General features: G+C 55.6%; 23 protein-coding genes and 2 riboswitches. Of the genes, 14 read left to right on the top strand and 9 right to left on the bottom strand.

From position 1 onward, the window contains the following. Positions 1-4: 4 nt before the first annotated feature. Complete coding sequence (locus RGB73_RS12500) at positions 5-460, top strand: YlbF/YmcA family competence regulator (protein ID WP_310772441.1); 456 nt, start codon at positions 5-7, stop codon at positions 458-460. A gap of 4 nt (positions 461-464) precedes the next feature. Here the strand turns inward: RGB73_RS12500 and RGB73_RS12505 are convergent, their stop codons facing one another. Then, positions 465-794 carry a hypothetical protein gene (locus RGB73_RS12505; RefSeq protein ID WP_310772443.1) on the bottom strand — a complete coding sequence of 110 codons (330 nt, stop codon included), beginning with the start codon at positions 792-794 and terminating at the stop codon, positions 465-467. 81 nt (positions 795-875) lie between these two features. Here RGB73_RS12505 and RGB73_RS12510 point away from each other — a divergent pair, with 81 nt between their 5' ends. Together RGB73_RS12510 and RGB73_RS12515 are read left to right on the top strand one after the other, a co-directional pair. Then, positions 876-1,220: a YlbG family protein gene (locus RGB73_RS12510; RefSeq protein WP_310772445.1), complete on the top strand. Its 345-nt coding sequence runs from the start codon at positions 876-878 to the stop codon at positions 1,218-1,220. A gap of 137 nt (positions 1,221-1,357) precedes the next feature. Further along, a complete protein-coding gene (locus tag RGB73_RS12515) occupies positions 1,358-2,122 on the top strand; it encodes a 5-oxoprolinase subunit PxpA (protein ID WP_310772447.1) in 765 nt (254 codons plus the stop codon). 37 nt (positions 2,123-2,159) lie between these two features. On the opposite strand, the gene RGB73_RS12520 is transcribed toward RGB73_RS12515, so the two are convergent. The 3 genes from RGB73_RS12520 to modA are packed head-to-tail and all read right to left on the bottom strand — an operon-like array spanning position 2,160 to position 4,335. Beyond that, on the bottom strand, positions 2,160-2,810 hold the full coding sequence (locus tag RGB73_RS12520) for an ATP-binding cassette domain-containing protein (protein ID WP_310772449.1): 651 nt from the start codon (positions 2,808-2,810) through the stop codon (positions 2,160-2,162). A gap of 16 nt (positions 2,811-2,826) precedes the next feature. Continuing rightward, positions 2,827-3,513 (bottom strand): molybdate ABC transporter permease subunit, encoded by a 687-nt coding sequence (gene modB / locus RGB73_RS12525; RefSeq protein ID WP_310772451.1) that lies wholly within the window; start codon positions 3,511-3,513, stop codon positions 2,827-2,829. A 21-nt stretch (positions 3,514-3,534) separates the two neighbouring features. Then, on the bottom strand, positions 3,535-4,335 hold the full coding sequence (gene modA, locus RGB73_RS12530; protein WP_310772453.1) for a molybdate ABC transporter substrate-binding protein: 801 nt from the start codon (positions 4,333-4,335) through the stop codon (positions 3,535-3,537). Between the two features lie 146 nt (positions 4,336-4,481). Here modA and RGB73_RS12535 point away from each other — a divergent pair, with 146 nt between their 5' ends. From RGB73_RS12535 to RGB73_RS12555, 5 genes are all read left to right on the top strand, one after another. Further along, complete coding sequence (locus tag RGB73_RS12535; RefSeq protein ID WP_310772455.1) at positions 4,482-5,441, top strand: substrate-binding domain-containing protein; 960 nt, start codon at positions 4,482-4,484, stop codon at positions 5,439-5,441. A gap of 138 nt (positions 5,442-5,579) precedes the next feature. Continuing rightward, complete coding sequence (locus tag RGB73_RS12540) at positions 5,580-7,445, top strand: stalk domain-containing protein (protein ID WP_310772457.1); 1,866 nt, start codon at positions 5,580-5,582, stop codon at positions 7,443-7,445. Positions 7,446-7,448: 3 nt separating this feature from the next. Continuing rightward, positions 7,449-7,970: a shikimate kinase gene (locus tag RGB73_RS12545; protein ID WP_310772459.1), complete on the top strand. Its 522-nt coding sequence runs from the start codon at positions 7,449-7,451 to the stop codon at positions 7,968-7,970. A 63-nt stretch (positions 7,971-8,033) separates the two neighbouring features. Beyond that, positions 8,034-8,195, top strand: a complete 162-nt coding sequence (locus RGB73_RS12550) for a YqzE family protein (RefSeq protein WP_310772461.1) — start codon at positions 8,034-8,036, stop codon at positions 8,193-8,195. Between the two features lie 30 nt (positions 8,196-8,225). Then, on the top strand, positions 8,226-8,477 hold the full coding sequence (locus RGB73_RS12555; RefSeq protein WP_310772462.1) for a YkuS family protein: 252 nt from the start codon (positions 8,226-8,228) through the stop codon (positions 8,475-8,477). 37 nt (positions 8,478-8,514) lie between these two features. Here the strand turns inward: RGB73_RS12555 and RGB73_RS12560 are convergent, their stop codons facing one another. The 3 genes from RGB73_RS12560 to RGB73_RS12570 form a co-directional block, all read right to left on the bottom strand. Beyond that, positions 8,515-9,375, bottom strand: coding sequence for a hypothetical protein (locus RGB73_RS12560; protein WP_396136188.1), 861 nt, complete (start codon positions 9,373-9,375; stop codon positions 8,515-8,517). Positions 9,376-9,479: 104 nt separating this feature from the next. Beyond that, positions 9,480-10,610: a YqhG family protein gene (locus RGB73_RS12565; protein ID WP_310772465.1), complete on the bottom strand. Its 1,131-nt coding sequence runs from the start codon at positions 10,608-10,610 to the stop codon at positions 9,480-9,482. 22 nt (positions 10,611-10,632) lie between these two features. Next, positions 10,633-12,348, bottom strand: a complete 1,716-nt coding sequence (locus RGB73_RS12570) for a DEAD/DEAH box helicase (protein ID WP_310772468.1) — start codon at positions 12,346-12,348, stop codon at positions 10,633-10,635. A gap of 219 nt (positions 12,349-12,567) precedes the next feature. Next, positions 12,568-12,664, top strand: a riboswitch (glycine riboswitch). Continuing rightward, positions 12,665-12,780, top strand: a riboswitch (glycine riboswitch). Between the two features lie 147 nt (positions 12,781-12,927). On the opposite strand from RGB73_RS12570, the gene gcvT reads away from it, so the two are divergent. The 5 genes from gcvT (at position 12,928) to RGB73_RS12595 (ending at position 18,960) form a co-directional block, all read left to right on the top strand. Then, a complete protein-coding gene (gene gcvT, locus RGB73_RS12575; protein WP_310772470.1) occupies positions 12,928-14,031 on the top strand; it encodes a glycine cleavage system aminomethyltransferase GcvT in 1,104 nt (367 codons plus the stop codon). A gap of 48 nt (positions 14,032-14,079) precedes the next feature. Then, positions 14,080-15,432 carry an aminomethyl-transferring glycine dehydrogenase subunit GcvPA gene (gene gcvPA / locus RGB73_RS12580; protein WP_310772472.1) on the top strand — a complete coding sequence of 451 codons (1,353 nt, stop codon included), beginning with the start codon at positions 14,080-14,082 and terminating at the stop codon, positions 15,430-15,432. Then, complete coding sequence (gene gcvPB / locus RGB73_RS12585; RefSeq protein WP_310772474.1) at positions 15,425-16,894, top strand: aminomethyl-transferring glycine dehydrogenase subunit GcvPB; 1,470 nt, start codon at positions 15,425-15,427, stop codon at positions 16,892-16,894. Before gcvPA ends, gcvPB begins: the two co-directional genes overlap by 8 nt. A gap of 78 nt (positions 16,895-16,972) precedes the next feature. Continuing rightward, on the top strand, positions 16,973-18,040 hold the full coding sequence (locus RGB73_RS12590; RefSeq protein WP_310772476.1) for an undecaprenyldiphospho-muramoylpentapeptide beta-N-acetylglucosaminyltransferase: 1,068 nt from the start codon (positions 16,973-16,975) through the stop codon (positions 18,038-18,040). 89 nt (positions 18,041-18,129) lie between these two features. Beyond that, positions 18,130-18,960, top strand: a complete 831-nt coding sequence (locus RGB73_RS12595; RefSeq protein ID WP_310772478.1) for a lipoate--protein ligase family protein — start codon at positions 18,130-18,132, stop codon at positions 18,958-18,960. A 96-nt stretch (positions 18,961-19,056) separates the two neighbouring features. Here RGB73_RS12595 and dat read toward each other — a convergent pair whose 3' ends face one another. After that, positions 19,057-19,908, bottom strand: coding sequence for a D-amino-acid transaminase (gene dat / locus RGB73_RS12600; RefSeq protein ID WP_310772480.1), 852 nt, complete (start codon positions 19,906-19,908; stop codon positions 19,057-19,059). Positions 19,909-20,334: 426 nt separating this feature from the next. On the opposite strand from dat, the gene RGB73_RS12605 reads away from it, so the two are divergent. Further along, positions 20,335-21,696, top strand: coding sequence for a M28 family peptidase (locus tag RGB73_RS12605; protein ID WP_310772482.1), 1,362 nt, complete (start codon positions 20,335-20,337; stop codon positions 21,694-21,696). Positions 21,697-21,940: 244 nt separating this feature from the next. Here the strand turns inward: RGB73_RS12605 and RGB73_RS12610 are convergent, their stop codons facing one another. Then, positions 21,941-22,954 carry a hypothetical protein gene (locus RGB73_RS12610; RefSeq protein WP_310772484.1) on the bottom strand — a complete coding sequence of 338 codons (1,014 nt, stop codon included), beginning with the start codon at positions 22,952-22,954 and terminating at the stop codon, positions 21,941-21,943. Positions 22,955-22,970 lie beyond the last annotated feature (16 nt).

A 22,970-nucleotide genomic window follows, 5' to 3' on the forward strand; every position in this document is an offset into this window, starting at 1 on the left:
TCATATGGAAGCATTGGAAACGGCAGACATCACACAGCTGCTCTTGGAGTCGCATGAACTGTCCACGATGATCAACCAGTCGCGCGAGGTCTCGGACTATCTGCTTGCCAAGCGCAGGATGGAAGCGGATGTGGAGGCGCAGCGCCTGCTTGCCCTTTTTGAAAAGAAGAAAGAACAGTACGAGGATGTGCAGCGATTCGGAAAGTACCATCCCGACTACGACCATATATCCAAAGAAGTACGCGAGCTGAAGCGCACGATCGAGCTGATGGATTCCGTCCAGGCATTCAAGCGGGCGGAAGACGCGCTGGATGAGTTGTTGTATCAGGTAAGTCGCACGATTGCCGACGCGGTGTCGGAAACGATCAAAGTTCCGAGCAACAATCCGTTTCTCGAAGTGCACAGCAGTGGCTGCGGGACGGGTGGAAGCTGCGGCTGCAGCGTAAAAAGGCCATCCTGACCTCTCAGCCGCCAGCGGATTTGCGCTCTCGAAGCAAAAAGCAGTCTTCGCAAAGGTTTCCGCAGCAAAACTGCTTTTCGTTCGGAACGGTAAAGCGAAAGCGGTACACATGCTCGCGATCGTCCGAGCGTACGTAGATGCACTCGGGCTTCAAAATCGTTCCGGCAGCCAGGCGCTCTCCGGTCTCCGTCAACCGCTTGGTCAAGGCGGAGGCTGGAAACGCGCTGCTTACATAAAAAAAGCGCTGGCCAGCGTAGGTGCCCCACCTGCTTGCCGTGATGGTTCCTTCTTGGAGAAGCGTTTCTTCAAATTGCTGATAAAACCTAGCCAGCATGCAGGGCCACGCTCCTTTTCTGAAAGCTGGGAGGGATTTGGGTCATTATACCACGATTGGGAAGGAGACCGACGCCAAAACATGAGAGAACGACGTCTGGGGGTTGCCGTGTGGGTGAAAAACACGCGTGCCGCCAAAAATTTACGTAAATTTGGCACCATTCACTACATCTCCAAGCGGTTGAATTACGTCTCGATGTACGTGGATGCCAATCAGATCGACGAAACCATTCGCATCATGGAGAAACTGCACTTCGTGACGAAAATTGAGCGCTCCCATCGCCACGAAATCCCGGTAGAGTACAACAACGCGCGGCCGGATAAGGCGAAGGAATACGATTACAAGCAGGAAAAGAGTCAACTGATGGCTTTGGCTGAAACGCTGACGTCGGATGAAAGCAGTCATCCCGCCGCTGTTTCGACATAACCTGTGCATTGGCTGCCATATTTCGGCAGCTTTTTTCCTTTTGCTAACCCGGCGTACATGTTATGCTATACATACATGAGTGGTGCCAATGAATGCGTTTACATGGAATATAGATATGACTGGAAAGGTGGGGGACCATGATTCATCTAGACATTAATTGCGATATGGCCGAGGGATTCAGCAGAGGGCGACAATCCGAGGATTTGGGAATTATGAAGTGGATTACCTCCGTCAACATCGCGTGCGGCTTGCATGCAGGTGATCCGCATATCATTTACAGAACGATCGAGGCAGCCTTGAAGCATAACGTGAAAATCGGTGCCCATCCCGGCTATCCTGACATACAAGGGTTCGGACGCCGTTCGATGAATCTTTCCGTGAACGAAGTGTACGAGCTTGTCCTCTACCAGGTAGCCGCATTGGAGGGAATGACGCGCGCGATCGGCGGAGAGCTTCACCACGTCAAGCTGCACGGGGCGCTCTACAACGAGGCGGCGGAGCGGCCGGAGCTGGCGGAAGCGGTTGTCCAGGCGATCGCGGACATCGATGAGGATCTCGTCCTGTACGCCTTGTCCGGCAGCAAGCTGGTTGAGGCCGCGCTCGAGCATGGGCTGCAGGTAGCCGAAGAGGTGTTCGCAGAGCGGGCGTACCTGCCGAATGGCCGACTGGCGCCGCGCGAACTGGAAGGCAGCGTCCTGATCAGCAAGGAAGAGCGGATGGAGCAAACCAGACAGCTCGTCCTGAAGCAAAAAGTAACGACGGTGAACGGCCATCAGATCGATCTGGCGGCGGATACTCTCTGCGTACACCACGAAAGCCACGACGTGGTACAGTTTCTGGTGGAGCTGCACCGCTGGGCCAAGCAAAACGGCGTGATCATCGAACCGATCAGCGCACGCTAGATGCGAATAAAAAGCCATGGGCGGCATCCGTCCCGATTCAGCGGGAGAGGGATGCAGGCTCATGGCTTTTTTGAATCTTTCCGTGTTCGATCAGGAGGATGACATCTGCCAGCTTTTCTGCTTCGTCGCGGTCGTGGGTGACGAGGAGGAAGGGGATGTTCCACATGGCGTGGAGCCGGAGCAATTCATCCTGGCATTGCCGCCTGGTGTCCGCATCCAGAGCCGAGAGAGGCTCATCGAGGAGAAGAATGTCGGGTTTGGTGGCCAATGCCCGTACGAGCGCGACACGCTGCTTCTGTCCGCCCGACAGCTGGTGAGGGTATTTTTCCAGAACATGGCCGATACCGACAGTGTCGATCAGCTCCGACAGCTCTTCTTCCTGCCCCTGTGTCATCCCGTATCGAATGTTTTGCAGGGCGGTCATGTGAGGAAAAAGGGCATAGTCCTGAAACAGATAGCCGATCTTGCGCATTTGCACGGGCATCGGCTTTTTGCCTTGCTCGAAAAAGATTCGCTCCCCCAGCCTGATCTGTCCGGCGTCGGGGTGGACCAACCCGGCGATGCTGCTTAGGATCGTCGTCTTTCCGGAGCCGGAGGGACCGAACAGAACGGCGATCTCCTGTGCGACAGAGAAGGTGACGTCCAGAACAAAGTCAGGCAATCTCTTTTGAATCGAAACCGTAAGCATATGTCCCCACCTCCCTTTATTTTAGCTGGGCGTACCGGCTGATGTTTCGCTTGCTCCACCAGTTCAGCCAGAAGGTCGTACCCATGCCAAGCGAAACGATGATGATCACCCAAAAAAAGGCCTTCTCCATCTGGCCGGCTTCCACTGCGAAGTAGATCGCGACGGGAATGGTATCCGTCTTGCCCGGGATATAACCAGCCAGCATGAGGGTGGCGCCGAACTCGCCCAAACCCCGGGCAAAAGAGAGAACGAATCCGGCGAGGAGACCCGGCCAGGCCAAGGGAAAGGCGACTGTCCAAAACAGCCGCCACTCGGATGCGCCCAAGGTGCGGGCGGCGTCCTCCAGCTTGCGATCGATGCTGGTGAAGGCTGCCACCGCGCTTTGATACATCAAAGGGAAGGAGACGACGACAGAGGCGATCACCGCCCCGGTCAAAGTAAAGACAACTTGTATGCCAAACCAGTCGGACAGAAGCCGTCCGAGAAAACCGTTCTTACCGAACAAAAACAGCAGCCCGAATCCGACTACCGTAGGCGGAAGCACGAGCGGTAGCAAAAAGAATGACTCCAGCAGGTTTTTGCCGAAGAAATCGCGCTGCGTCATGAGCCTGGCCAGCAAGAGGCCGGCCACAAAGACGAGGGAGGTGGAAACCGCTGCGACTTTCAAGGAAAGGAGTAAGGGTGTGAGATTGGTATCGATCAAGGCTGCCACCTCCGTCATCGGTTATTGTTTGAATCCGTACTTTTCTAAAGTCGCCTTTCCTTTGTCCGTTGTCAAGTAGGAAAGAAAGGCTTTTGCCGCATCGGCATGTGTGGAGGCGGCCACGACAGCCCCTGGATAGACGATCGGCTTGTGCCACTCCGGCTTGGAGGTGGCCAAAATCTTGACATCTTTGGCGATAGCGGCATCGCTGGCATAAACGATGCCGACATCCGCGTTTCCGGACTCCACGTAAGTCAGTACTTGCCGGACGTCGCTTCCGTACACGAGCCGATCTTTCAGGGCGTCCCCTAGCTTCAGCGCGTCCATGACCTCTTTCGCATACCGGCCGGCGGGCACGGCTGTCGGTTCACCTACGGCGATATGCGCAAGCGAAGGATCCGCCAGCTTTTCAAAGGAATCGAGCTGGATGGAACTCGATGCGTTTGCGATCAGCACGAGCTCGTTTTTGGCGAAATCCTGGCGCGTATCTGGGGCAATCAGCTGCTTTTCTGCCAGGCCGTCCATATCTTTGGCGCTGGCAGACAAAAAGACGTCAGAAGGCGCTCCTTGTCCAATCTGCTGTGCCAATTTTCCGGAACTTCCGAAGGTAAATGTAACCGTGATGCCAGGGTTGTCCGCTTCAAAGGCCGGCTTCAACTCGCCTAGTGCATCTGTCAGGCTGGCAGCTGCCGAGACCATGATCTCGGTTTTTTCCGTCTGGGCGGGCGGAGGGGAAGCCTGTCCGGGTGAGGCAGGGGAGCCCGAGCACGCGGTAAGCAAAAGCCCTAGTGAAGTACATAACGCCAACCATTGCTTTTTCATGAATGAACCTCCAAAATTCTATTTAGTTATATTTAGATATAACTGGATATAACTAAATTATATTGGATGAATGGAAATAATCAATTGCCATTTTACGAAAAGTAAAAGAGAATAAAATGAAAGAATAAGGAAATGGGAGGTCAGCCATGAGCAACGAAAATTCTTACACAACAGAAGAAATTGCCAAGCTGTTGCGGATTTCCAAGCTGACCGTTTACGACTTGATCAAAAAAGGAGAACTGCCCGCCTACAGGGTGGGGAGACAAATGCGGGTGGACGCGAGCGATCTTGAAGCGTACAAGGCGCGTGCAAAAAGCGGCTACAAGCCATTTTCCGCGGCTGGCTCCCAAGCACAGCCATCGATCAGCCAGATGCCGCCTTTCGGACAAGCGAAAGCGACGCGGGATATTATCATTAGTGGTCAGGATGTCAGCCTGGACATGCTGGCCTCGCATTTGCGCAAACGTGACGAGTTTTTCCGGCCGCTTCGATCCTACGTCGGGAGCATGAACAGTCTGATCGCCATGTACAACGGCGAAGCGGATGTCGTGAGCACCCACTTGTACGACGGGGAAACGGGTGAGTACAACCTGTCTTATGTGCGCAGCGTTTTGTCCGGGCATCGCTACATTATTATCAATCTGCTCGCGCGCTGGGCAGGGTTTTACGTGCAAAAAGGAAACCCCAAAGGAATTCATAGATGGGCAGACCTTCCGAAAACGGGTGCCCGCATGGTCAATCGGGAGATCGGATCCGGGGCGCGAACCCTGATCGAGGAAGGCTTCCGCTTGCATGGGATCAAAGGGAGCGACGTGGCGGGCTACGAGCGGGAAGAGGCAAATCATCTCGCGGTTGCAGGGGCGGTCGCACGCAAGGAAGCGGACGTGGGAATCGGAATCGAGAGGGCAGCCCGCATGGTGGATGTCGACTTCGTACCGCTGGTGAAAGAAAGGTACGATCTCGTGGTTTTGAAAAAGCAGGAAAACGAAAAATTGATCGCCCTCCTATTGGAAATTTTGCGTTCCGAGCTGTTTCAAAAGGAGCTGGGGGCGATCGGAGGGTACGATCTGTCGCAAACGGGCCAAATCATCTACGAGACATGGTAGCGGATGGCACCAAATTGCACGGTGTGTGAAACGACAGGGATTTTCATACAGAATCTCCTGAATTTCTACTCAGGCAGACAAGGATTTGCTATGATGAATAAAACAAAGGCTTGCCGCTAAGACGATTTGAGGGTATGTATGAAAAAACTTCAAAGAACAAGTTTGTTGGTATGTTTCACCATTTTGGTCTTGTTTGGCTCTGCAGGAATTGTCGCTTACTGGCCGGCGATCTCCCAGTTTTTGGCCAGCTCTGCAGGTATTCCTGCCGGATCGGGGCAGACGGGGGCAGATCCGTTTGCGTACGACCCGCCGCTGCCATCCTACGTGAAAGACTTGCATCCCAAATACACGATACAAGCAGAACTGCATACGTCGGAAGCGAAGATCACAGGGAAGATGACTCTGGAGTTCGACAATCCGAAGACGAAAGATCTGCGACTGTACATATACGATTACCTGTGGAACCGAATGACGGTAAAATCTGTTCGCTACAAAGACAAGCCGCTTGCTTTCGACCGCGGCTCCTCGACGGTGACATTGGCCAACCCATTCGGGGCGGAAGTCCGGGGAGCGCTTACCATCGAATTTGACAATCCGGTTCCGCGCAGAGGAACAAGGTTTGGCGTAAAGGACGACATTTGGACGCTAACGACCTGGTATCCCATGCTGGGAGCGCAAAACCAGCAGGGAAAATGGTACGATCCGCCGCTGCGAATCGACTACGGGGACCCGTTTGTTTACCATTACGCCGACTACGATGTCTCGTTTATTTCCCCGCAAGGCTACAACTGGGTAAGCTCGTGGGGGCGGGGGACAACCACGGCATTGGATGGCAATAGGCAGCAGGTCCGGTATCAGGGCAACAAGCTCCTGAACTTCGCCTTGGTAGGAAGTCCGCTGTACCATATCGAAACCGTCAAGCTCGGTCCGAATCTCGCCGTCGACATCGCTTCTGTAGACAAAGGAAACATCGAGCGGATCAAGACCATCGCAGAATCCGCTTTCCCTACGTATGCGGACTGGTACGGCCCGCTGCCGTATCCGCATGTCGCAATCGCGGAGACGAGCACGGGGACGACGTATGCGATGGAGTACGCCAACATGGCAATCTTCAAGCGGGACATGTATCAACGCAATCTGATCGACCATTGGCTGCCGCATGAAATCGCTCATTTGTGGTGGTACAACAGCGTGGCTACACTGGAGGCCTCGCATGGCTGGCTGGATGAAGGATTGGTGGAAATCAGCGTGTTCCACTATCTGCAAAACCGCTACGACAATCAATCCGCTGCGACGCTGCTGGACGAATACAGGCGCGACGGTCAGCGCCTGATGGGGCGTTACCCCGACGGCAAGCTGGACAAGCCGCTTCAAAAGTTTGCGACCGAGGAAGAATTTCACTGGACCTGGTATTCGCGAGGAGCGCTTTTGTTTGACAACCTGCGCCGCCAGATCGGAGACGAGGCCTACAAGGGCTTCCTGCACAGGGTTCAGCAAAACTACCACGGAAGCGTGATTGGCGCCGAGCATCTTGACCAGGCACTGGGACAGACCTTGCAAGGAGAAGCCGTCTACTTCCGCAAGTATACGCAAGCATCGAATGCGACTGCCTTCGGTCCGGTCCAGCTGGAGCCGTACGTGACCACGATTATCAACGGAATGAGCTTTTATCCGCAAATTCCGGCGAGAGTGATGAACGGGACCGCGTACATTCCGCTGCGTGATGTTGGCGAGCACATGGGCATGCGCGTGGAATGGTCCAAGGAGAAACAGATGATCCGCGTGGCGGGGAACGGTCGGGAAATTTACGTCAAGGAAGGAGATCCATTCGCCATCGCGGACGGGAAGCGTTTGGATCTCGGGCATTCCGTTCTCTCGGTAAAAGACCGGGTGCTGGTCCCCATGTCCTTTTTCCATCAGGCAATCGGCTTGGAAACGGAATACGACGCGGCGAAGAGAACCGTCAAAATCATGACGCGCAAGGCAGGAAAGGCGGCGGAATAAACCATGAAAAACGTGGTGCTGGTAGGATTTATGGGGACGGGCAAGACGACGATCGGTGCAGCCCTGTCAAAGGAACTGGGCATTTCGCAGATCGATCTGGACGAGTTTATCGTCAAGCGGGAAGGGTGCAGCATCCCTGAGCTGTTCGCAGAAAAGGGAGAAGCTTACTTCCGCGATGCGGAGAGCAACTATTTGGAGGAGCTGCTGGCAGAAGGTCCGCACATTGTCACGACAGGCGGCGGCGTGGTCCTTCGCCAGAGAAATGTTCAGGCCATGGTGACGAACGGCACAGTCGTGGCTTTGTCGGCGTCGGAGGAGGAACTGATCAGGCGCCTTGCAAACGACACGGGGAGGCCGCTTTTGGCGGGAGGAGTGGAACAGCGAGTCCGCACGCTTTTAGCGGAGAGGGCCGGCGCCTACGATTTTGCACCCATCCAGATCGATACGACAGGAAAGAGCGTACCGCAAATCGTCGAGGAAATCGTTCGACAGCTGACTGAAATCGGGCCAGGCGGGGAAGACTAGGAGGGAAGCGCTCCGCCGCAGGGAAGACGGCGTGAATCCGCAAGCACGAAGGAGGCACGTGCAATGTCTTTTCAGGAGTATTTGAAATACCTGACCAGGCTGTTTGTCCAGTACATGGAAACCCCGAAAGATGAAAGGCGTCAGCGGAAGATGCCGCGGGAATCCTGGTCATCCCGTTGGTTTGGGGCTATTCCCATGTCGATCAGACTCTTCTTGCGGAAATAATCAGACCTACAAAGTGGACGGAGGGTGAACATGGCGAGAGTGGCTGTTGAAAAATCGCTGTCCCAAGTAAGCAAAATGCTGCGAGATAATGGATACGACGTCGTCGATCTGGGAAATTGGCAGCAAGTCGTCGATGCGGTTGTGATTACCGGCCAGGATGTGAATGTACTGGGCGATGAAAAAAGAGTCACAGGGGCACCGGTGATCAATGCAGAAGGGATGACGGCTGGAGAGGTTTTCCATGCCGTTCACGAGCGTCTCTCCCCGATGGAGCACCGCTAGCCCAAAAAGAACAAACAATAGACAAGCTCTCCGCCGATCATTCGGCTGGAGAGCTTGTTTCGTTCACATGGAATTGGCCGACTTTATGGGCGTAAGAGTACGGGACAAAACGCAAGCCTTCGTCCCACACCCCGACGTAGGGATATTGATCGTTCCACAGATGCAGGGAACCGACGACGAAAGGAGCGAGTACCTGAGAATGGTGCAGCGGCACGGTCAGGGTGACCGGGGTCGATCCTTTCGTTTGCCAAAGCTGCGCCCAGCTCACGTCGTCCCCGGCATTCAGTTCGTGTACCCAGCCAATTTGATCAAAGGGGCTTGTTTCGGTTGGCCGCAGGATCCGCGTTTGAGTGAGCTGCTGGCTATCGTGTACCAATTCGTCAGGCGCGAGGGCGCTCATGACGGGCTCGCTCGCTTCGAACTCGGCGGGGTAGGATTCGCCCGTTTTCGCATTGACCATCTGTGTCGACGGGTTATGCGTGATGAGCCAGTGGGATGCGAAGCCGTCATAGACAGGCTCGGCCGCGATCTGCCGCGGAGCGAATGCGTCGTCGAACAAAATGTATTCGCCCACGCCGTACTCCAGAAGGACGAAGGAAACAGCCCCTTTGGCAGAGGGAGCTTCGCCCACTACCATATACCCTACCTGCTGACCGGATTTGCTGACGCTGACGAGCCATTGATGCTGACCGGCGCCGAGGGTCTGTACATCCACCTGAGCGTTCTTCCATTGCTTGAATTGGGAATCGCGGAGGGCGATCGCGTCCATCCACGCATGTATTTGGCTCTGAAACTGGTTGTCCCAGCCTTTGCCCTCTTCCGCCCGGACGGGGCTGACAAACAGCAAGAGGGAGAGTGAAACGGCAAAAAAGGAAGCGAGACGTCTGGTCACATTCATGCACCACCTTTTGCAGAAGCTTTTCCTGCTCCTATTGTAACCAGCTATGACAAAAAGATTTGTTGCAACTTGTCTTTTTGCTTGCGTCTTTTCTCGCAAAGGTTTTACAGGATTCGTCCCGATCCGGGGAATTTGGCCCCGGTCTTTTCCTTTGACGTTGCAATCGGCGGGGCGGAATGCAAGTAAAACAAGCCGCCGTTGATAAATTGCACCTCGATTCGCGGCTCGTACTGCCATTTCAATTCCTCCATTCGACGCTGCCGTTCCTCGTCCGGTGTGCTTTTACGCCACTCCTTCTGATCGATTTCCTCCCGAGGTGTCGTCTGGATGCCGTTCGCACGCAAAAAGTCGAGGATTCTTCCGCCGGTAGCCCGATATTCGTCAAATGACTTCGGCTGTTCGACAACCGGCTGGGGATCGGACCATTCGATCTCGGTTGCTTCGATAGACGGCTGCTCATCGGGTTGCCCGGCGGTTTCCTTCTTCGGATTTTCCTCCGAAGCATCGGCATCCTCCAGCTCCTGATCAGCCGCTTCCGGCTCGCGTCTGGCCAGCTCCTCGTAATAGGCGGAGAGGATCTCGAGCTCTTCCTGCAGTCGAGCTCGCGCTTCCATCGCCCATGACTGGTCTTCCGCTTCCAGCACTCTCGCCACTTCTTGCTCGGCCATCTTTGCCGCCTCCGCGACCGTTATCCGCCGATCCAGCGTGTAAAAGTAATCCGGAATGGCGGGCGTAAGCGGCAGGCGGAACAAAAACGAGGTAAAGTCGTGAACGATGCGGGGGTTGTGCAGGTTGATCCCCAGATAGAGAAGGATGTCCCGCCTCTTGTCGCACAGAAACGAGACTTTGAGATTCATGCCAAGCCAAGGGACAAGAGGAGTCGATCTCCGGGAAGCAGACATCGCGCCAGCCTTTTGCTCGTACATGCACAAAAAGCGCCCGTGTTTTTTGGCTGAGTCAAAGATTTGCTGCATGCGGCCGGCACCCAGATGTAAGTATTCCGCTCGCACACCTTCCGGAAGCCGGTCGGGGTGAAAGGCGAACGTCAGCACGAGCGGCTGGTAGGCGATGTTCATCTTTTCCACCCAGCTCCAGTAAAACGGGCGATTGCCGATGTCCTTGTCGACCTCGACCGGTAGCTTGACAGTCATATAGTCGGGATGCGACTCGACGATATGGGCAGAAAAGGAGGCAAAATAGCGCTCCACAAATTGCCGGACCTGCTTCTGCTGCATAAAGGGAACCTCTTTTCACAGTTTATTGGTCAGCTGCTTCCGACAGCGTCGATTCCTTCCGGGGATTCGTCTGTCGGGTGGCCCTGATGGCTTGGCCTACGTTGTCCAACTTCAGTGCCATCTCCCGAGACGAACGTGAATCCATGATGATGTGGATCAGGTTTTCCTCGAGGGATTGGTTGAGGTTGAGACGCTCCACGATGTCGTCCAGCTCACCGATCACCATTTCAAACAGATCGATTTTTTCGTAGAGCAGCTTCAGGATATGCTCCTCGATCGTGCCGACCGTAGACAAATTGTGAATGTGGACGTCGCGCTTCTGTCCGAGTCGGTGGACGCGGCCGATGCGCTGCTCGACGCGCATGGGATTCCAGGGCATGTCATAGTTGATCACCTGGTTGCAAAACTGCAGGTTGATCCCCTCGCCGCCGGCTTCCGTCGCGATCAGGACCTGCGCGCGGTTTTGGAACAGATCGGTCATCCAATCTTTTTTGCTCCGTTTGAAGCCGCCGCGAAACGGGACGGAAGTGATACCGTGGTCGTGCAGATACTTTTGCAAATAGTTTTGGGTAGCCCGGTACTCGGTGAAAATGATCACCTTGTCATTGATTCTCTGGATCAGTTCCGCAGTCTTGGCTGCCTTGGAGTGGGTGTCAATGCGTTTGATCAATTCGACGAGCTCCTCGATTTGCCTGCGTATCGGAGAGTCCTCGGCCGTGCGTTGATACATATTGTATAAAGTCATGAATGCCGCTTCTTTGCTCGAGCACACCTCCCGCTGCAGCGTGATGAGGGCGAGGGAATTGAAGCCGCCTATTCCCTCCATCCCGGCGTGGTACTGCTCGCGTACAAAGCGGGTCACGCCCTCATACAATTCACGCTCCTCGGGGGACAGCTCAATCGGGATCGATTGCACACGGCGGCTGGTGAATTGAATGCCTCCATCGCTGCGCTTGTTGCGGATCATCACTTTTTCGATTTCTTCCCGCAGCTTTTCGCTGTTTTTGGACTGCCGCTTGCCTTCCACGTAATTGGAGGAAAACGTGGTGTTGTGACCCAGATGGCCTGGCTTCAGCAGATTGATCAGGTTGTACAGCTCGTCCATCTCATTTTGAATCGGCGTGGCCGTGAGCAGGAGACAGTATTTCTTGCGGATCTCCTTGACGAACTGGTAGTTGCGGGTTCGCTTGTTCTTGAGCTTGTGGGCTTCGTCGATGATCAGCATGTCGTAGTCGATATCGAGCACATGGCGGCGATGAGGGTCTCGTTTGGCCGTATCGATGGAGGCGACGACGACGTCGTGCTGCCGCCACATGTACTCTTTCTTCTGGGCGACGGCGGGAATGCCGAATTTCTGGTGCAGCTCCTTCGTCCATTGAATGACGAGGGAGGCAGGTACCAGCACGAGTATTTTTTTCGCGAGCCCGCGCACCATATACTCTTTCATGATGAGACCGGCCTCGATTGTTTTGCCCAGCCCGACCTCGTCCGCGAGAATGGCTCGTCCGCGCATGTCGAGCAAGACCCGCTCCGCTGTCTGCAGTTGATGAGGAAAGGGTGACAAAAGGGGCAGGTACTTCAGAGACTGCAGCTGGTCAAACTCGCGCACGGCCATGGCTTCCTCAGCTTCCAGCGTCAGTTTGAACAGCTCCCATTTGTCCCATGGTCCATCCTCCTGCATGCGCTCGGCCAGCGGCTCCAGCCAACCGGTGTCGAATGTAACAGGAATATTCGGCATATGTGTAACTCCTTTGCGTGTCTGTACCAGATATTTCTTTGCTGGACTGTGAAAGCTTAACGATTTTAATGCGGTTCACCAATTTGTTAAGTATTTCTTGAGCTGACTGTTAATTTGCATATTTTCAAGTTCGTACTCTCATGGTAGGATAAAGAGGAAGTTCACTTGTTAGTATGGAATCATATGAAAAACTTATGTATGACCACGAATCCACCGCGAATGATAGTAGCAGGGAGAGACTGCCCGGATTGCGGCAGCGCCGAAGGAGCAAGCCGGAAACGGTGAATCTCTCAGGCAAAAGTACCTCTACTGGACGCAACTCTGGAGAGAGCTCGTCAGGAGCCACCAAAGGGGAAACTTGCCAGTGAGGGGATCCCCGCCTCGCTGCGAAAGGCAAGGTAACTCTCAGGTACCAAGGACAGAGGAGGAGAAATGGGCACCATTTTTCTTGGTGTTCCGTTTTTCGTCCTCTTTTTTGCACGCATGAACTGGATAATTTTTCCTCTTCGTGCTGCGTGCATCCAGTAATTTGGGGAAAAACGCCAACCTCGTTGGCCCTTCAGGAGGTGCCTCGCACATATGTCCACGTTGAAAAGAACGCCGCTGTTCGATACTTATGCGAAGTACGGCGGGAAAACCATCGACTTCGGAGGCTGGGAGCTGCCTGTCCAGTTTTCCAGCATCGGTCAGGAGCATGAAGCGGTACGGACCAAGGCCGGCTTGTTTGATGTATCGCACATGGGAGAGGTGGAAGTAAAAGGAGAAAACGCGCTCGCCTATCTCCAGCACTTGACCACCAATGACGTGTCGAAGCTGGCGGCCTATCAGGCGCAGTACAGCGTCCTCTGCTATCCGGACGGCGGCACCGTCGACGATCTCCTGGTGTATAAATACGCAGACGATCACTATTTGCTGGTCATAAACGCCGGCAACATCGACAAGGACTACGCGTGGCTAAAGGAACACCTCATCCCGGGTGTCACCATCGAAAACATCTCGGAGCAGACCGCGCAGCTCGCCATTCAGGGCCCGCTCGCGGAAAAAATCCTGCAAAAGCTGACGACGACGGACCTGTCGCAAATCGGCGTCTTCCGCTTTCAGGCAGACGTGCTGATCGACGGAGTGCCGACGCTGATTTCCCGAACCGGATATACCGGTGAAGACGGGTTTGAGATGTACCTCGCTGCCGATCAGGCGGCAAAGCTGTGGGACACTTTGCTTGCAACTGGCGCGGAGGATGGACTTTTGCCATGTGGTCTGGGCGCGCGCGACACCCTGCGCTTCGAGGCGAAGCTCCCGCTTTACGGCCAAGAGCTGAGCCAGACTATCACGCCGATCGAAGCCGGCATTGGCTTTGCGGTCAAGGTCGACAAGGAAGTGCCGTTCATCGGCCAGGAAGTGCTGAAGGCCCAAAAAGAAAACGGTGCACCGCGCAAGCTCGTCGGGATCGAAATGATCGACCGGGGCATCCCTCGCACGCATTACCCGGTTTACGCGGGAGATGAGCTGATCGGGGAAGTCACGACCGGGACTCAGTCGCCGACGCTGAAAAAGAATGTCGGTCTCGCCCTGATCAAGAGCGAGCATGCCGCTCTCGGTACGACACTCGAAGTGGAAATCCGCGGAAAACGACTCAAAGCAGAGGTAGTTGCCGCTCCTTTCTATAAACGTCCGAAAAACTGATTGCTTGCTTTCCCTATTCGACATCCGATTTTAAGGAGGACAACGTTCGTGAAATACCGCTACCTGCCCCAAACCGATCAGGACAAGCGCGAAATGCTGGAGACTCTCGGCATTTCCAGTGTAGAAGAGCTGTTCGCCGACATTCCTGAAGAGGTGCGCTTTAAAGGCGCCATCCAGATCCCGGAAGCCCTGTCCGAGCCGGAGCTGGTCAAATACTTTACCGGACTCGCTGGCAAGAACGTCAATTTCACGACCCATGTAAACTTCCTCGGAGCGGGCGTGTACCAGCATTACACCCCAAGCACCGTGAATCACATGCTGCTGCGCGGCGAATTTTTTACCGCCTACACGCCTTACCAGCCGGAAATCAGCCAAGGGGAGCTGCAGGCGATCTTTGAATTTCAGACGATGGTATGCGAGCTGACCGGTATGGAGGTAGCCAACTCTTCCATGTACGACGGGGCTACTTCTCTGGCGGAAGCGGCAATGATGGCAGCGGGCCACACCGGCAAAAAGCGCGTCATCGTCTCTCGCGCCGTTCATCCGGAGTCGCGCAGCGTATTGAAGACTTACGCGTACGGGCAAAACGTGGAACTGGTGGAAGTCGGCGTAAACAGCGAAGGCGTGACCGATACCGAGGCCTTGCAGACGCTCGTGAACGACCAGACTGCGGCCGTCATCGTCCAATACCCGAACTTCTTCGGAAGCGTAGAGGACCTGGCAGCGATCGAAGCCATCGCGCATGGCAGCGGCGCTCTCCTGATCAGTTCGTCCAATCCGCTCGCCTTGGGCGTTCTCGAAGCGCCGGGTAAGCTCGGGGCAGACATCGTGGTTGGCGACATGCAGCCGTTCGGGATTCCGGCTTCCTTCGGCGGTCCGCACTGCGGCTACTTTGCTACGACGACCAAGCTGATGCGCAAAATGCCGGGCCGCATCGTCGGCCAGACCAAAGACGAAAACGGCAAGCGCGGGTTTGTCTTGACGCTGCAAGCTCGTGAGCAGCACATCCGCCGCGAAAAAGCGACCTCGAATATTTGCTCCAATCAGGCCTTGCTGGCATTGGCAGCAGCGATCACGCTCACGGCGCTGGGCAAACAAGGTGTGCAGGAAATGGCGATGATGAACCTGCAAAAGGCGCACTACGCCAAACAAGCCCTGCAGGCAAAAGGGCTCGAAGCAGCGTTTACAGCACCGTTCTTTAACGAATTTGTCGTAAAGCTGCCGAAGCCGGTGGCCGAAGTGAACAAACAGCTGCTGGCGGCAGGAATCATCGGCGGCTACGATCTGGGGTTGGATTATCCAGAACTTTCGGGGCATACGCTTCTGGCTGTCACCGAACTGAGAACGAAAGAAGAAATCGACCAACTGGCTCAGGAATTGGAGGCGATCGCTCGTGCGTAAGGAACAAGAGAAAGCACTGATTTTTGAAATGAGCAAGCCGGGCCGTGTGGGCTACAATTTGCCGGCTCTTGATGTGCCGGAGGTGGAAGTGGCCAGTCTCTTGCCCAAGCACCTGATCCGCGAAACGCCTGCCGAACTGCCGGAAGTATCCGAACTGCAGCTCGTTCGCCATTATACCGAACTGTCTCGACGCAATCACGGGGTAGACAACGGTTTCTACCCGCTCGGCTCCTGCACCATGAAATACAACCCGAAAATCAACGAGGACGTGGCTCGCTATCCGGGCTTTGCGCAAACGCACCCGTACCAGCCGGAAGAAACCGTCCAGGGCGCCCTGGAGCTTCTGTACAACCTGCAGGAAGAGCTCGCTGAGATCACAGGCATGGATGCGGTCACCTTGCAGCCGGCAGCGGGTGCGGCAGGGGAATGGACCGGTCTGATGATGATCCGCGCTTACCATGAGAGCCGCGGGGAAGGGCACCGGACGAAGGTCATCGTGCCGAACTCCGCGCACGGGACCAATCCGGCGTCCGCAGCCGTTGCCGGTCTGGACACGATCACGATTCCGTCCAACGAGCGCGGTCTGGTGGACATCCAGGCACTGCGCGAAGCGGTCGGTTCCGATACCGCAGCGTTGATGCTGACCAACCCGAACACGCTCGGACTGTTTGAGGAAGACATCGTCGAAATGGCCAAAATCGTTCACGAAGCCGGCGGCCTGCTGTACTACGACGGTGCGAACGCCAACGCGATTCTCGGCATCGCGCGTCCCGGGGACATGGGCTTCGACGTGGTCCATCTCAATTTGCACAAGACATTCACCGGCCCTCACGGCGGCGGCGGTCCCGGTGCCGGTCCGGTCGGAGTCAAGAAAGTGCTTGAGCCGTTTTTGCCGACGCCGATCGTGGCGAAAAAAGAAGACGGCACATTCTACTGGGACAGCAACCGTCCGCAGACTATCGGCCGCGTGAAAGGGTACAACGGAAACTTCGGCATTCTCGTGCGCGCGTACAGCTACATCCGTACGATGGGACCGGAAGGCCTGCTGCAGGTCTCCCAAAACGCTGTGCTCAACGCCAACTACATGATGCGCCGACTGGCGACTGCCTACCACTTGCCCTATGACCAGGTGTGCAAGCACGAATTCGTCCTGTCCGGCGTGCTGCAGAAGAAGCTCGGCGTCCGCACGCTCGATATCGCCAAACGTCTCCTGGACTTCGGCTACCATCCGCCGACCATCTACTTCCCGCTAATCGTCGACGAGTGCCTGATGATCGAGCCGACCGAGACGGAAACGAAAGAGACGCTGGATGAATTCATCGACGTCATGCTGCAAATCGCCCGCGAGTGTGAAGAGACGCCGGAAATTGTCCAGGAAGCACCGCATACGACGGTCGTCAAGCGGCTGGACGAAGCGACTGCCGCGCGCAAGCCAATCCTGCGCTACCAGCCGCAAGCATAAGAATCGACTGAAAACCGCCTGACTCAGGCGGTTTTTCTTTCCTGTGGGTGATATGATGAAGGGGAAGGAGGTGCCGGGGTGAACAAGCGAATTGTCTTTACCGGCGGCGGCTCGGCCGGACATGTGACGGTCAACCTGGCGCTGATTCCGCATTTTCTCGAAGCGGGCTGGGAAGTCGCGTATATTGGCTCCGAGAACGGAATTGAACGAGAGCTCGTCCAGGGGCAGCCCGGTGTCCGTTACGTGGCCATTTCGTCCGGCAAGCTGCGGCGTTACTTGGATTGGAAAAATGTAACGGATCCGCTGCGCGTCACCAGGGGCGCTTGGCAGGCGTATCGCTTCCTGAAGAGGTGGAAGCCGGCTGTCATCTTTTCCAAGGGAGGCTTTGTGTCCGTGCCGGTCGTGCTGGGTGGCTGGATGAATGGTTTGCCGGTCGTTCTCCACGAGTCGGACCTGACTCCGGGTTTGGCCAACCGGTTGTCAGTGCCGTTTGCGAAGAAAGTATGCGTCACGTTCGCGGAAACTATGGATCATCTCCCTGTGGAAAAAGCGGTGCATGTGGGAGCCGTGATCCGAAGCGAACTGTTTCTGGGTTCTCGGGAGAGGGGACTGTCCCTTTGCGGATTTTCGCCATCAAGGCCTGTTCTGCTCGTCATGGGCGGCAGCCTGGGCGCGAAACGGATCAACGAGGCGGTACGCAGCCAGCTGACGACGCTTCTTGCCGATTACCAGATTGTTCACATTTGCGGAAAAGGACAGTGTGACGAAACGCTTCAGCGACCCGGCTACCGCCAGTACGAGTACGCCATGGAAGAGCTGCCAGACCTTTTGGCTATGGCAGATATGGTCGTGTCCCGGGCAGGCTCCAATGCAATCTTCGAGTTTCTGGCTTTGCGCAAGCCAATGTCGCTGATCCCGCTGTCCAAGGCAGCCAGTCGTGGGGATCAGATCGTGAATGCGAGAGCGTTTGAGAAACGGGGCTTTTGCGAGGTGTTGTTGGAGGAAGAGCTGACAGAGCAGACCTTCATGGGCGCATTGCAGAGTCTGGCTGCCAATCGAGAGCAGATCGTTCGGCGAATGGGGGAGAATTCTCAGGCAGACGCCATGGCCAAAGTCATCGCCCTGCTCGAGCAGGCCAGTGGCTGAAGCCACGGCTGCTGCGAGCCCACTCGGGTCTTGCCGAGCTTTTCGCCGGAAGGCTACAATGAATGCGTAGCGAAGAGGAGGTACATACAATGGAACAGTGGCGTTATATCGTGACGGAGGCGATGTCTCCCGCCATGAACATGGCAGTGGACGAGGCCATCCTGCAGCTGCACAGCGAAGGCAAGGTGCCGCCGACCGTTCGTTTTTACACATGGGAACCGGCGACGCTGTCGATCGGCTACTTTCAAAAGGCACTCAAGGAAATCAACATGGACGCGCTTCAGGAAAGCGGTCTGGGCTTTGTCCGGCGGGCGACCGGCGGAAGGGCCGTGCTGCACGACAAAGAGCTGACCTACAGCGTGATCGTGTCGGAGGAGCATCCGAAAATGCCGTCGAGCGTGACGGAAGCGTATAAAATCATTAGCTTGGGGCTGCTGCACGGCTTCCAAAACCTTGGCCTTCAGGCGGAGATGGTGTCCTTGGCGAGCGAGGAGGAGAAGGAAAAGTACAGTTCTCCCGGGTCTTCGGCTTGCTTCGATTCTCCGTCCTGGTACGAGCTGGTCGTCGAAGGAAAAAAGGTGGCGGGGAGCGCGCAGACCAGGCAAAAAGGCGTCATCCTGCAGCACGGCTCCATTCTGTTGGATATGGACGTGGAACTGCTGTTCTCGCTGTTGAACTTCCCGTCAGAACGCGTCAAGCAGCGGATGATCGACAGCTTCCGCCAAAAAGCAGTGACGATCAACGAGGTGAGCCCACGCCCGATCAGCCTTCGTGAAGCCATCGGTGCATTCCAGCGCGGCTTTGCATCCGGACTGGAGGTAGAGCTGGTACCTTCCGAGCTTTCCGCAGAAGAACAGGCGCTGGCCGAAGAACTGGCCCGCACACGCTACTCTACGGATGAATGGAATTTGCGTCGCTGACAAGCACGGACGAATTTTTCCAAAGTAAATGAACGACCTGAACGAAAAAAGCTCCCGCAGTCCGATGAGTGACGGCGGGAGCTTTCGCTTTCCCAATTAGACGAGCACGTCTGCGCTGATATGCTGTTCAAACAAGGCTTGCAGTTTTTGCACCACCGGCCCGACCGAACCGCCTCCGACAGGCTGGCCGTCGATTGAGATGATCGGCATGACTTCAGCCGTGGTGCTGGTCAGGAACACTTCGTCCGCTTGTTTCAAAAAGTCGATGTCGAAGGCCTCTTCATGCACGGCGATGCCGTTTTGCTTCGCAAGCTCGATGACGACCTGACGCGTGATGCCGTGCAGGATCAGGTGGTCGGCCTGGTGCGTGTACAGGGCCCCGTCCTTTACGGCAAACAGGTTGGATGCGCTGCACTCTGTCACGGTTCCGTTGCGGTGCAGAATTGATTCCTGCGCCCCGGCGTCTTTTGCGTACTGCTTCACGAGTACCGCGCCGAGCAGGTTGAGGGTCTTGATGTCGCAGCGGAGCCAGCGAATGTCTTCAATCAGTTGCGCCGTCAGGCCTTTTTTCAGATCGGCCAGAGGACGTGCTTTCGGACGGACAAAGCCCATGAGTACGGGCTCGATCCCCGCTGGTATATCGTGTACGCGAGGTGCTGCCCCGCGGGAAACCTGCAGGTAGAGAGTGGCATCGTCGTTTTCGGAAATGTTGTTCTTCTCCATCAGCTGTCGGGCAATCTCTGTCAGGTCTTTTTCGCTCCAAGGCAGTTCCAGCTTGATTTCACGTGCACTGCGAAGGAGTCGGGCGATATGGGCATCCCACATGTACAGCCTTCCTTTGTAAATACGGACGACCTCGTAGATCCCGTCGCCAAAATTGTACCCGCGATCTTCCGGATGGACGGCTAGTTCTCCGTCTTCCACCCATTTACCACCTACATACAGCATTGTGAGTCCCCCTTCAACCGTTCCAAGATTCATCATGTCATTTTACCGTGCAAGTTCAAGGATCAATTGCCCTACTTCCGAACGATTGGACAGCTGATTCTCATTTCCAACGGTTTTATGAGTCAACATTAGCAAATCGCTTGAACAGGGTCAATTTGAAAGTAGAGAAAAGGCTATCAATAATTTCGCAAGTCGGAGCCGTGTCTATAAAGAAATCGAATGGAAGATTCTGACGATATTTCCCAAGCGTGAATCGACGGCATTTCCCATTCGACAAAGAGCGAAAGCAGGATGAGAAAGAAGGGAAAGGAAAGCTGTCGTCCGGTGGCGCGGAGTGCAGGTATTTGACTAACTATTCTGACTAGACGGTGTCTCTATCGACGGCCCATAATAAATAGGCAAAGAGGACGTAAGGAGGGATGTGCTGTGCGACCAAATCGCCGCTTTTCACTGACCGCCGTGCTAGCTAGTGGACTACTGCTTCTGCCGCTGATGCCCTCTCCCGTCTTTTCGCAGGCCAGCGCCATGGAGATACAGGAAGCGATCGATGGGGATACGCTTTTATTGCATGTGGAGAGGTTGGCTCGTACGCCTCGGCCTCCCGCGACAGAGACGGAGTTCGCAGCCGCCGTCTATGTGGAAAATGCATTGAGATCCTATGGGTACCAAACTGTCCTGCAGCCATTTACCTATTATACATATCGGGAACCGTCGGCACTTTCCCTGTCCGTGGAGGGATGGAAGGGAGCTGCCTTTGAGGCTCGCGGCTTCACGTACGGACCGAATGGAATCGGCACCGGCGAAATTGCGGATTGCGGTCTCGGAACAGCCGCCGACTTTCAAAGCGGAAAGGCGCGAGGAAAGATCGCCTTGGTCAGACGGGGATCCACGACTTTTGCGGAAAAGGTGAGGCAGGCAGCAGCAGCCGGAGCCGTGGCGGCCATCGTCTGGAACGACCGTGACGATGCCCTGAAAGGAACGCTGGGGGAGCCGTTGGACATGTCGGTGCCTGTCATCATGCTATCGAAACAACAGGGTGAGCGCTTGCGCGAGCAAATGAAAAAACAGGCGGTGAAGGCGACCGTCAAAGTCGACGGTGGACTGTCGATCAGGCAGACTTCCTACAACATCGTCGCGACGCGCAAGCCAGAGTCGCAGGGAACGGGTCAAATCGTCCTGGTCACGGCTCATCACGACTCTGCAGTCAAGTCTCCAGGTGCGAACAATGGTGCATCCGGAGTGGCGGTGCTCCTGGAAGTGGCGCGATTGCTCGCCGACAAGCCGACCGATACGGAGGTGCGCCTGGTCAGCTTTGGCGCGGCTTCGGCAGGGGAACAAGGGCCAATCGCTTTCGTGGAAGGCCTCACCGAAAAAGAAACGAAAGCGATGGTCGCGGCCTATTGCCTGGATGCGGTAGGCAGCGTAGATGCGGGAGTCCTTACGGTTTCAGATCCTTCAGGCAGCAGGAATGTGCCTGTCACACTGGCAGAGGCAAACGGTGCAGTTTTCTCCACAGCATGGAATGACCGGGCGGAAGCGAGTGGCGATCACCTCCCTCTGGCAGCTGCGGGCATACCAGTGGCGTTTCTCACTCGAGCACCGTCAGATGCGTGGAGAGATCAGCCGGAGGACACCATCGAGAAAATCAGCGCGGATCGTCTGATCGAAACGGCGGAAACGGTGTACGCAGCCGTCGCGGAAATGACGGACCCACAGACGCCTGCTTACGCGGTGAGCACCGGGAAGATTTCTGGCGGAAAAACGTTGGAGAGGGAAGCTGTTCAATAGAGAGGGAGGTATCGAAGCGTTTCTGAAAGCAGGGGCGCTTTTCTTTTTGGCAGGGTTGCATGGAAAAGCGGAGGGGACAAACAATCGACTTCCAGGTGGAAAAGCCTTATCATTTGGTAGAGATTCATGTGAGAGGGAAGGACTCTTCGGCAAACGGGAGAAAAAGATAACCAGCCCCGCAGCGGGAATGACGGGGCTAGGAATGAACGATGGACGATAAGACTGTCGCTCAAACTTGGTTGCCTCAAGATGTTTGTCTTTTCCAAATATATCGGATGAGCAGGCTCAACCCGCAGTACGTGGCTCCGCTGACGATGACGGACACGCTCCAGGAAACCGCCATGGGAAGCAAGGCGAACAGCAAGAGTGTGGCCAGCATGACCAGCAGCATCGGCAGTAGCTGCAGATCATGCCGCTCCACGATAGGCAAGGCGAGCGCGTAGAGGATGGCGGCGATCACGATGCCTCCGTGGATCAGCGAGAGGACAGCCAGAAGCCAGTCGCCCATGGGAATGAGCTGCTGCAGGATGAGCTTGACAGGAGCCGACGAAGCGTGGACATCGTGCCAGTGTGCGAGCAAGATCGCCTGCCCGGTCATCAACAGGACAAAGAAGGCCAGCGTACCGAGGCAGACTCCTGTGCGAATGGCCTGACGGTTGGCCGCACTCGCCGCAAATGGGATGGTTAGGGCCAGGCAAAGCAAAAAATGCAGGCCAAGGTAAAGGATCGCGTGAATGATCCAGTTCAGATTCATCTGGTATCCGAGGTTCGGGATTGGTACGTGGTGCTGCTCCATGAAGATCAAGCCAAACAGCAGAAATCCCGTCGCAACCGAGATGGCTGTCCCTGCCAAAATCCAGTTCCACCCTTTGTTCAACCAAATGCTTGCGACGACGATGGGCAGAAGCACAAACAGCAGGCCAGGCGCACCCTCGGCAAACTGCGTCGCATGCTGTCCGGTAACGACGCCTGCGTAGGCCAGAATAAAAATATGGCTGAGGACGGAGAGGCTCGGACCGAACGCTTCCCCAAACCAGTACAGAAAGAGCGCGTGCAAGGAACGGATGCCGACGCGCCTGCATATGTCCAGCACACTGTAACCAAACCAACCGAGACCGACACTGGCGAGCACGGCGCCAATCGTCCCCCAGGAACCGAAATAAGCGAAAAAGCGCAGCCACTCGTAACCGCCCAGATACGTCCCTCCGAGTGCAGCTCCTGCAAAAAGAACGGCAATCTGCTGAGCGCTTTTGTCCATAGGCACCATCCTTATC

Origin of the sequence: Brevibacillus brevis (assembly GCF_031583145.1) — a bacterium.
Taxonomy (GTDB): Bacteria; Bacillota; Bacilli; order Brevibacillales; family Brevibacillaceae; genus Brevibacillus; species Brevibacillus brevis_E.

Excerpts from the sequence above, each read along its gene's own strand:
- RGB73_RS12500 (WP_310772441.1), top strand. The coding sequence starts at position 5 with ATGGAAGCATTGGAAACGGCAGACATCACACAGCTGCTCTTGGAGTCG.
- RGB73_RS12505 (WP_310772443.1), bottom strand. The coding sequence starts at position 794 with ATGCTGGCTAGGTTTTATCAGCAATTTGAAGAAACGCTTCTCCAAGAA.
- RGB73_RS12510 (WP_310772445.1), top strand. The coding sequence starts at position 876 with ATGAGAGAACGACGTCTGGGGGTTGCCGTGTGGGTGAAAAACACGCGT.
- RGB73_RS12515 (WP_310772447.1), top strand. The coding sequence starts at position 1,358 with ATGATTCATCTAGACATTAATTGCGATATGGCCGAGGGATTCAGCAGA.
- RGB73_RS12520 (WP_310772449.1), bottom strand. The coding sequence starts at position 2,810 with ATGCTTACGGTTTCGATTCAAAAGAGATTGCCTGACTTTGTTCTGGAC.
- modA (WP_310772453.1), bottom strand. The coding sequence starts at position 4,335 with ATGAAAAAGCAATGGTTGGCGTTATGTACTTCACTAGGGCTTTTGCTT.
- RGB73_RS12535 (WP_310772455.1), top strand. The coding sequence starts at position 4,482 with ATGAGCAACGAAAATTCTTACACAACAGAAGAAATTGCCAAGCTGTTG.
- RGB73_RS12540 (WP_310772457.1), top strand. The coding sequence starts at position 5,580 with ATGAAAAAACTTCAAAGAACAAGTTTGTTGGTATGTTTCACCATTTTG.
- RGB73_RS12545 (WP_310772459.1), top strand. The coding sequence starts at position 7,449 with ATGAAAAACGTGGTGCTGGTAGGATTTATGGGGACGGGCAAGACGACG.
- RGB73_RS12550 (WP_310772461.1), top strand. The coding sequence starts at position 8,034 with ATGTCTTTTCAGGAGTATTTGAAATACCTGACCAGGCTGTTTGTCCAG.
- RGB73_RS12555 (WP_310772462.1), top strand. The coding sequence starts at position 8,226 with ATGGCGAGAGTGGCTGTTGAAAAATCGCTGTCCCAAGTAAGCAAAATG.
- RGB73_RS12560 (WP_396136188.1), bottom strand. The coding sequence starts at position 9,375 with ATGAATGTGACCAGACGTCTCGCTTCCTTTTTTGCCGTTTCACTCTCC.
- RGB73_RS12565 (WP_310772465.1), bottom strand. The coding sequence starts at position 10,610 with ATGCAGCAGAAGCAGGTCCGGCAATTTGTGGAGCGCTATTTTGCCTCC.
- RGB73_RS12570 (WP_310772468.1), bottom strand. The coding sequence starts at position 12,348 with ATGCCGAATATTCCTGTTACATTCGACACCGGTTGGCTGGAGCCGCTG.
- gcvT (WP_310772470.1), top strand. The coding sequence starts at position 12,928 with ATGTCCACGTTGAAAAGAACGCCGCTGTTCGATACTTATGCGAAGTAC.
- RGB73_RS12595 (WP_310772478.1), top strand. The coding sequence starts at position 18,130 with ATGGAACAGTGGCGTTATATCGTGACGGAGGCGATGTCTCCCGCCATG.
- dat (WP_310772480.1), bottom strand. The coding sequence starts at position 19,908 with ATGCTGTATGTAGGTGGTAAATGGGTGGAAGACGGAGAACTAGCCGTC.
- RGB73_RS12610 (WP_310772484.1), bottom strand. The coding sequence starts at position 22,954 with ATGGACAAAAGCGCTCAGCAGATTGCCGTTCTTTTTGCAGGAGCTGCA.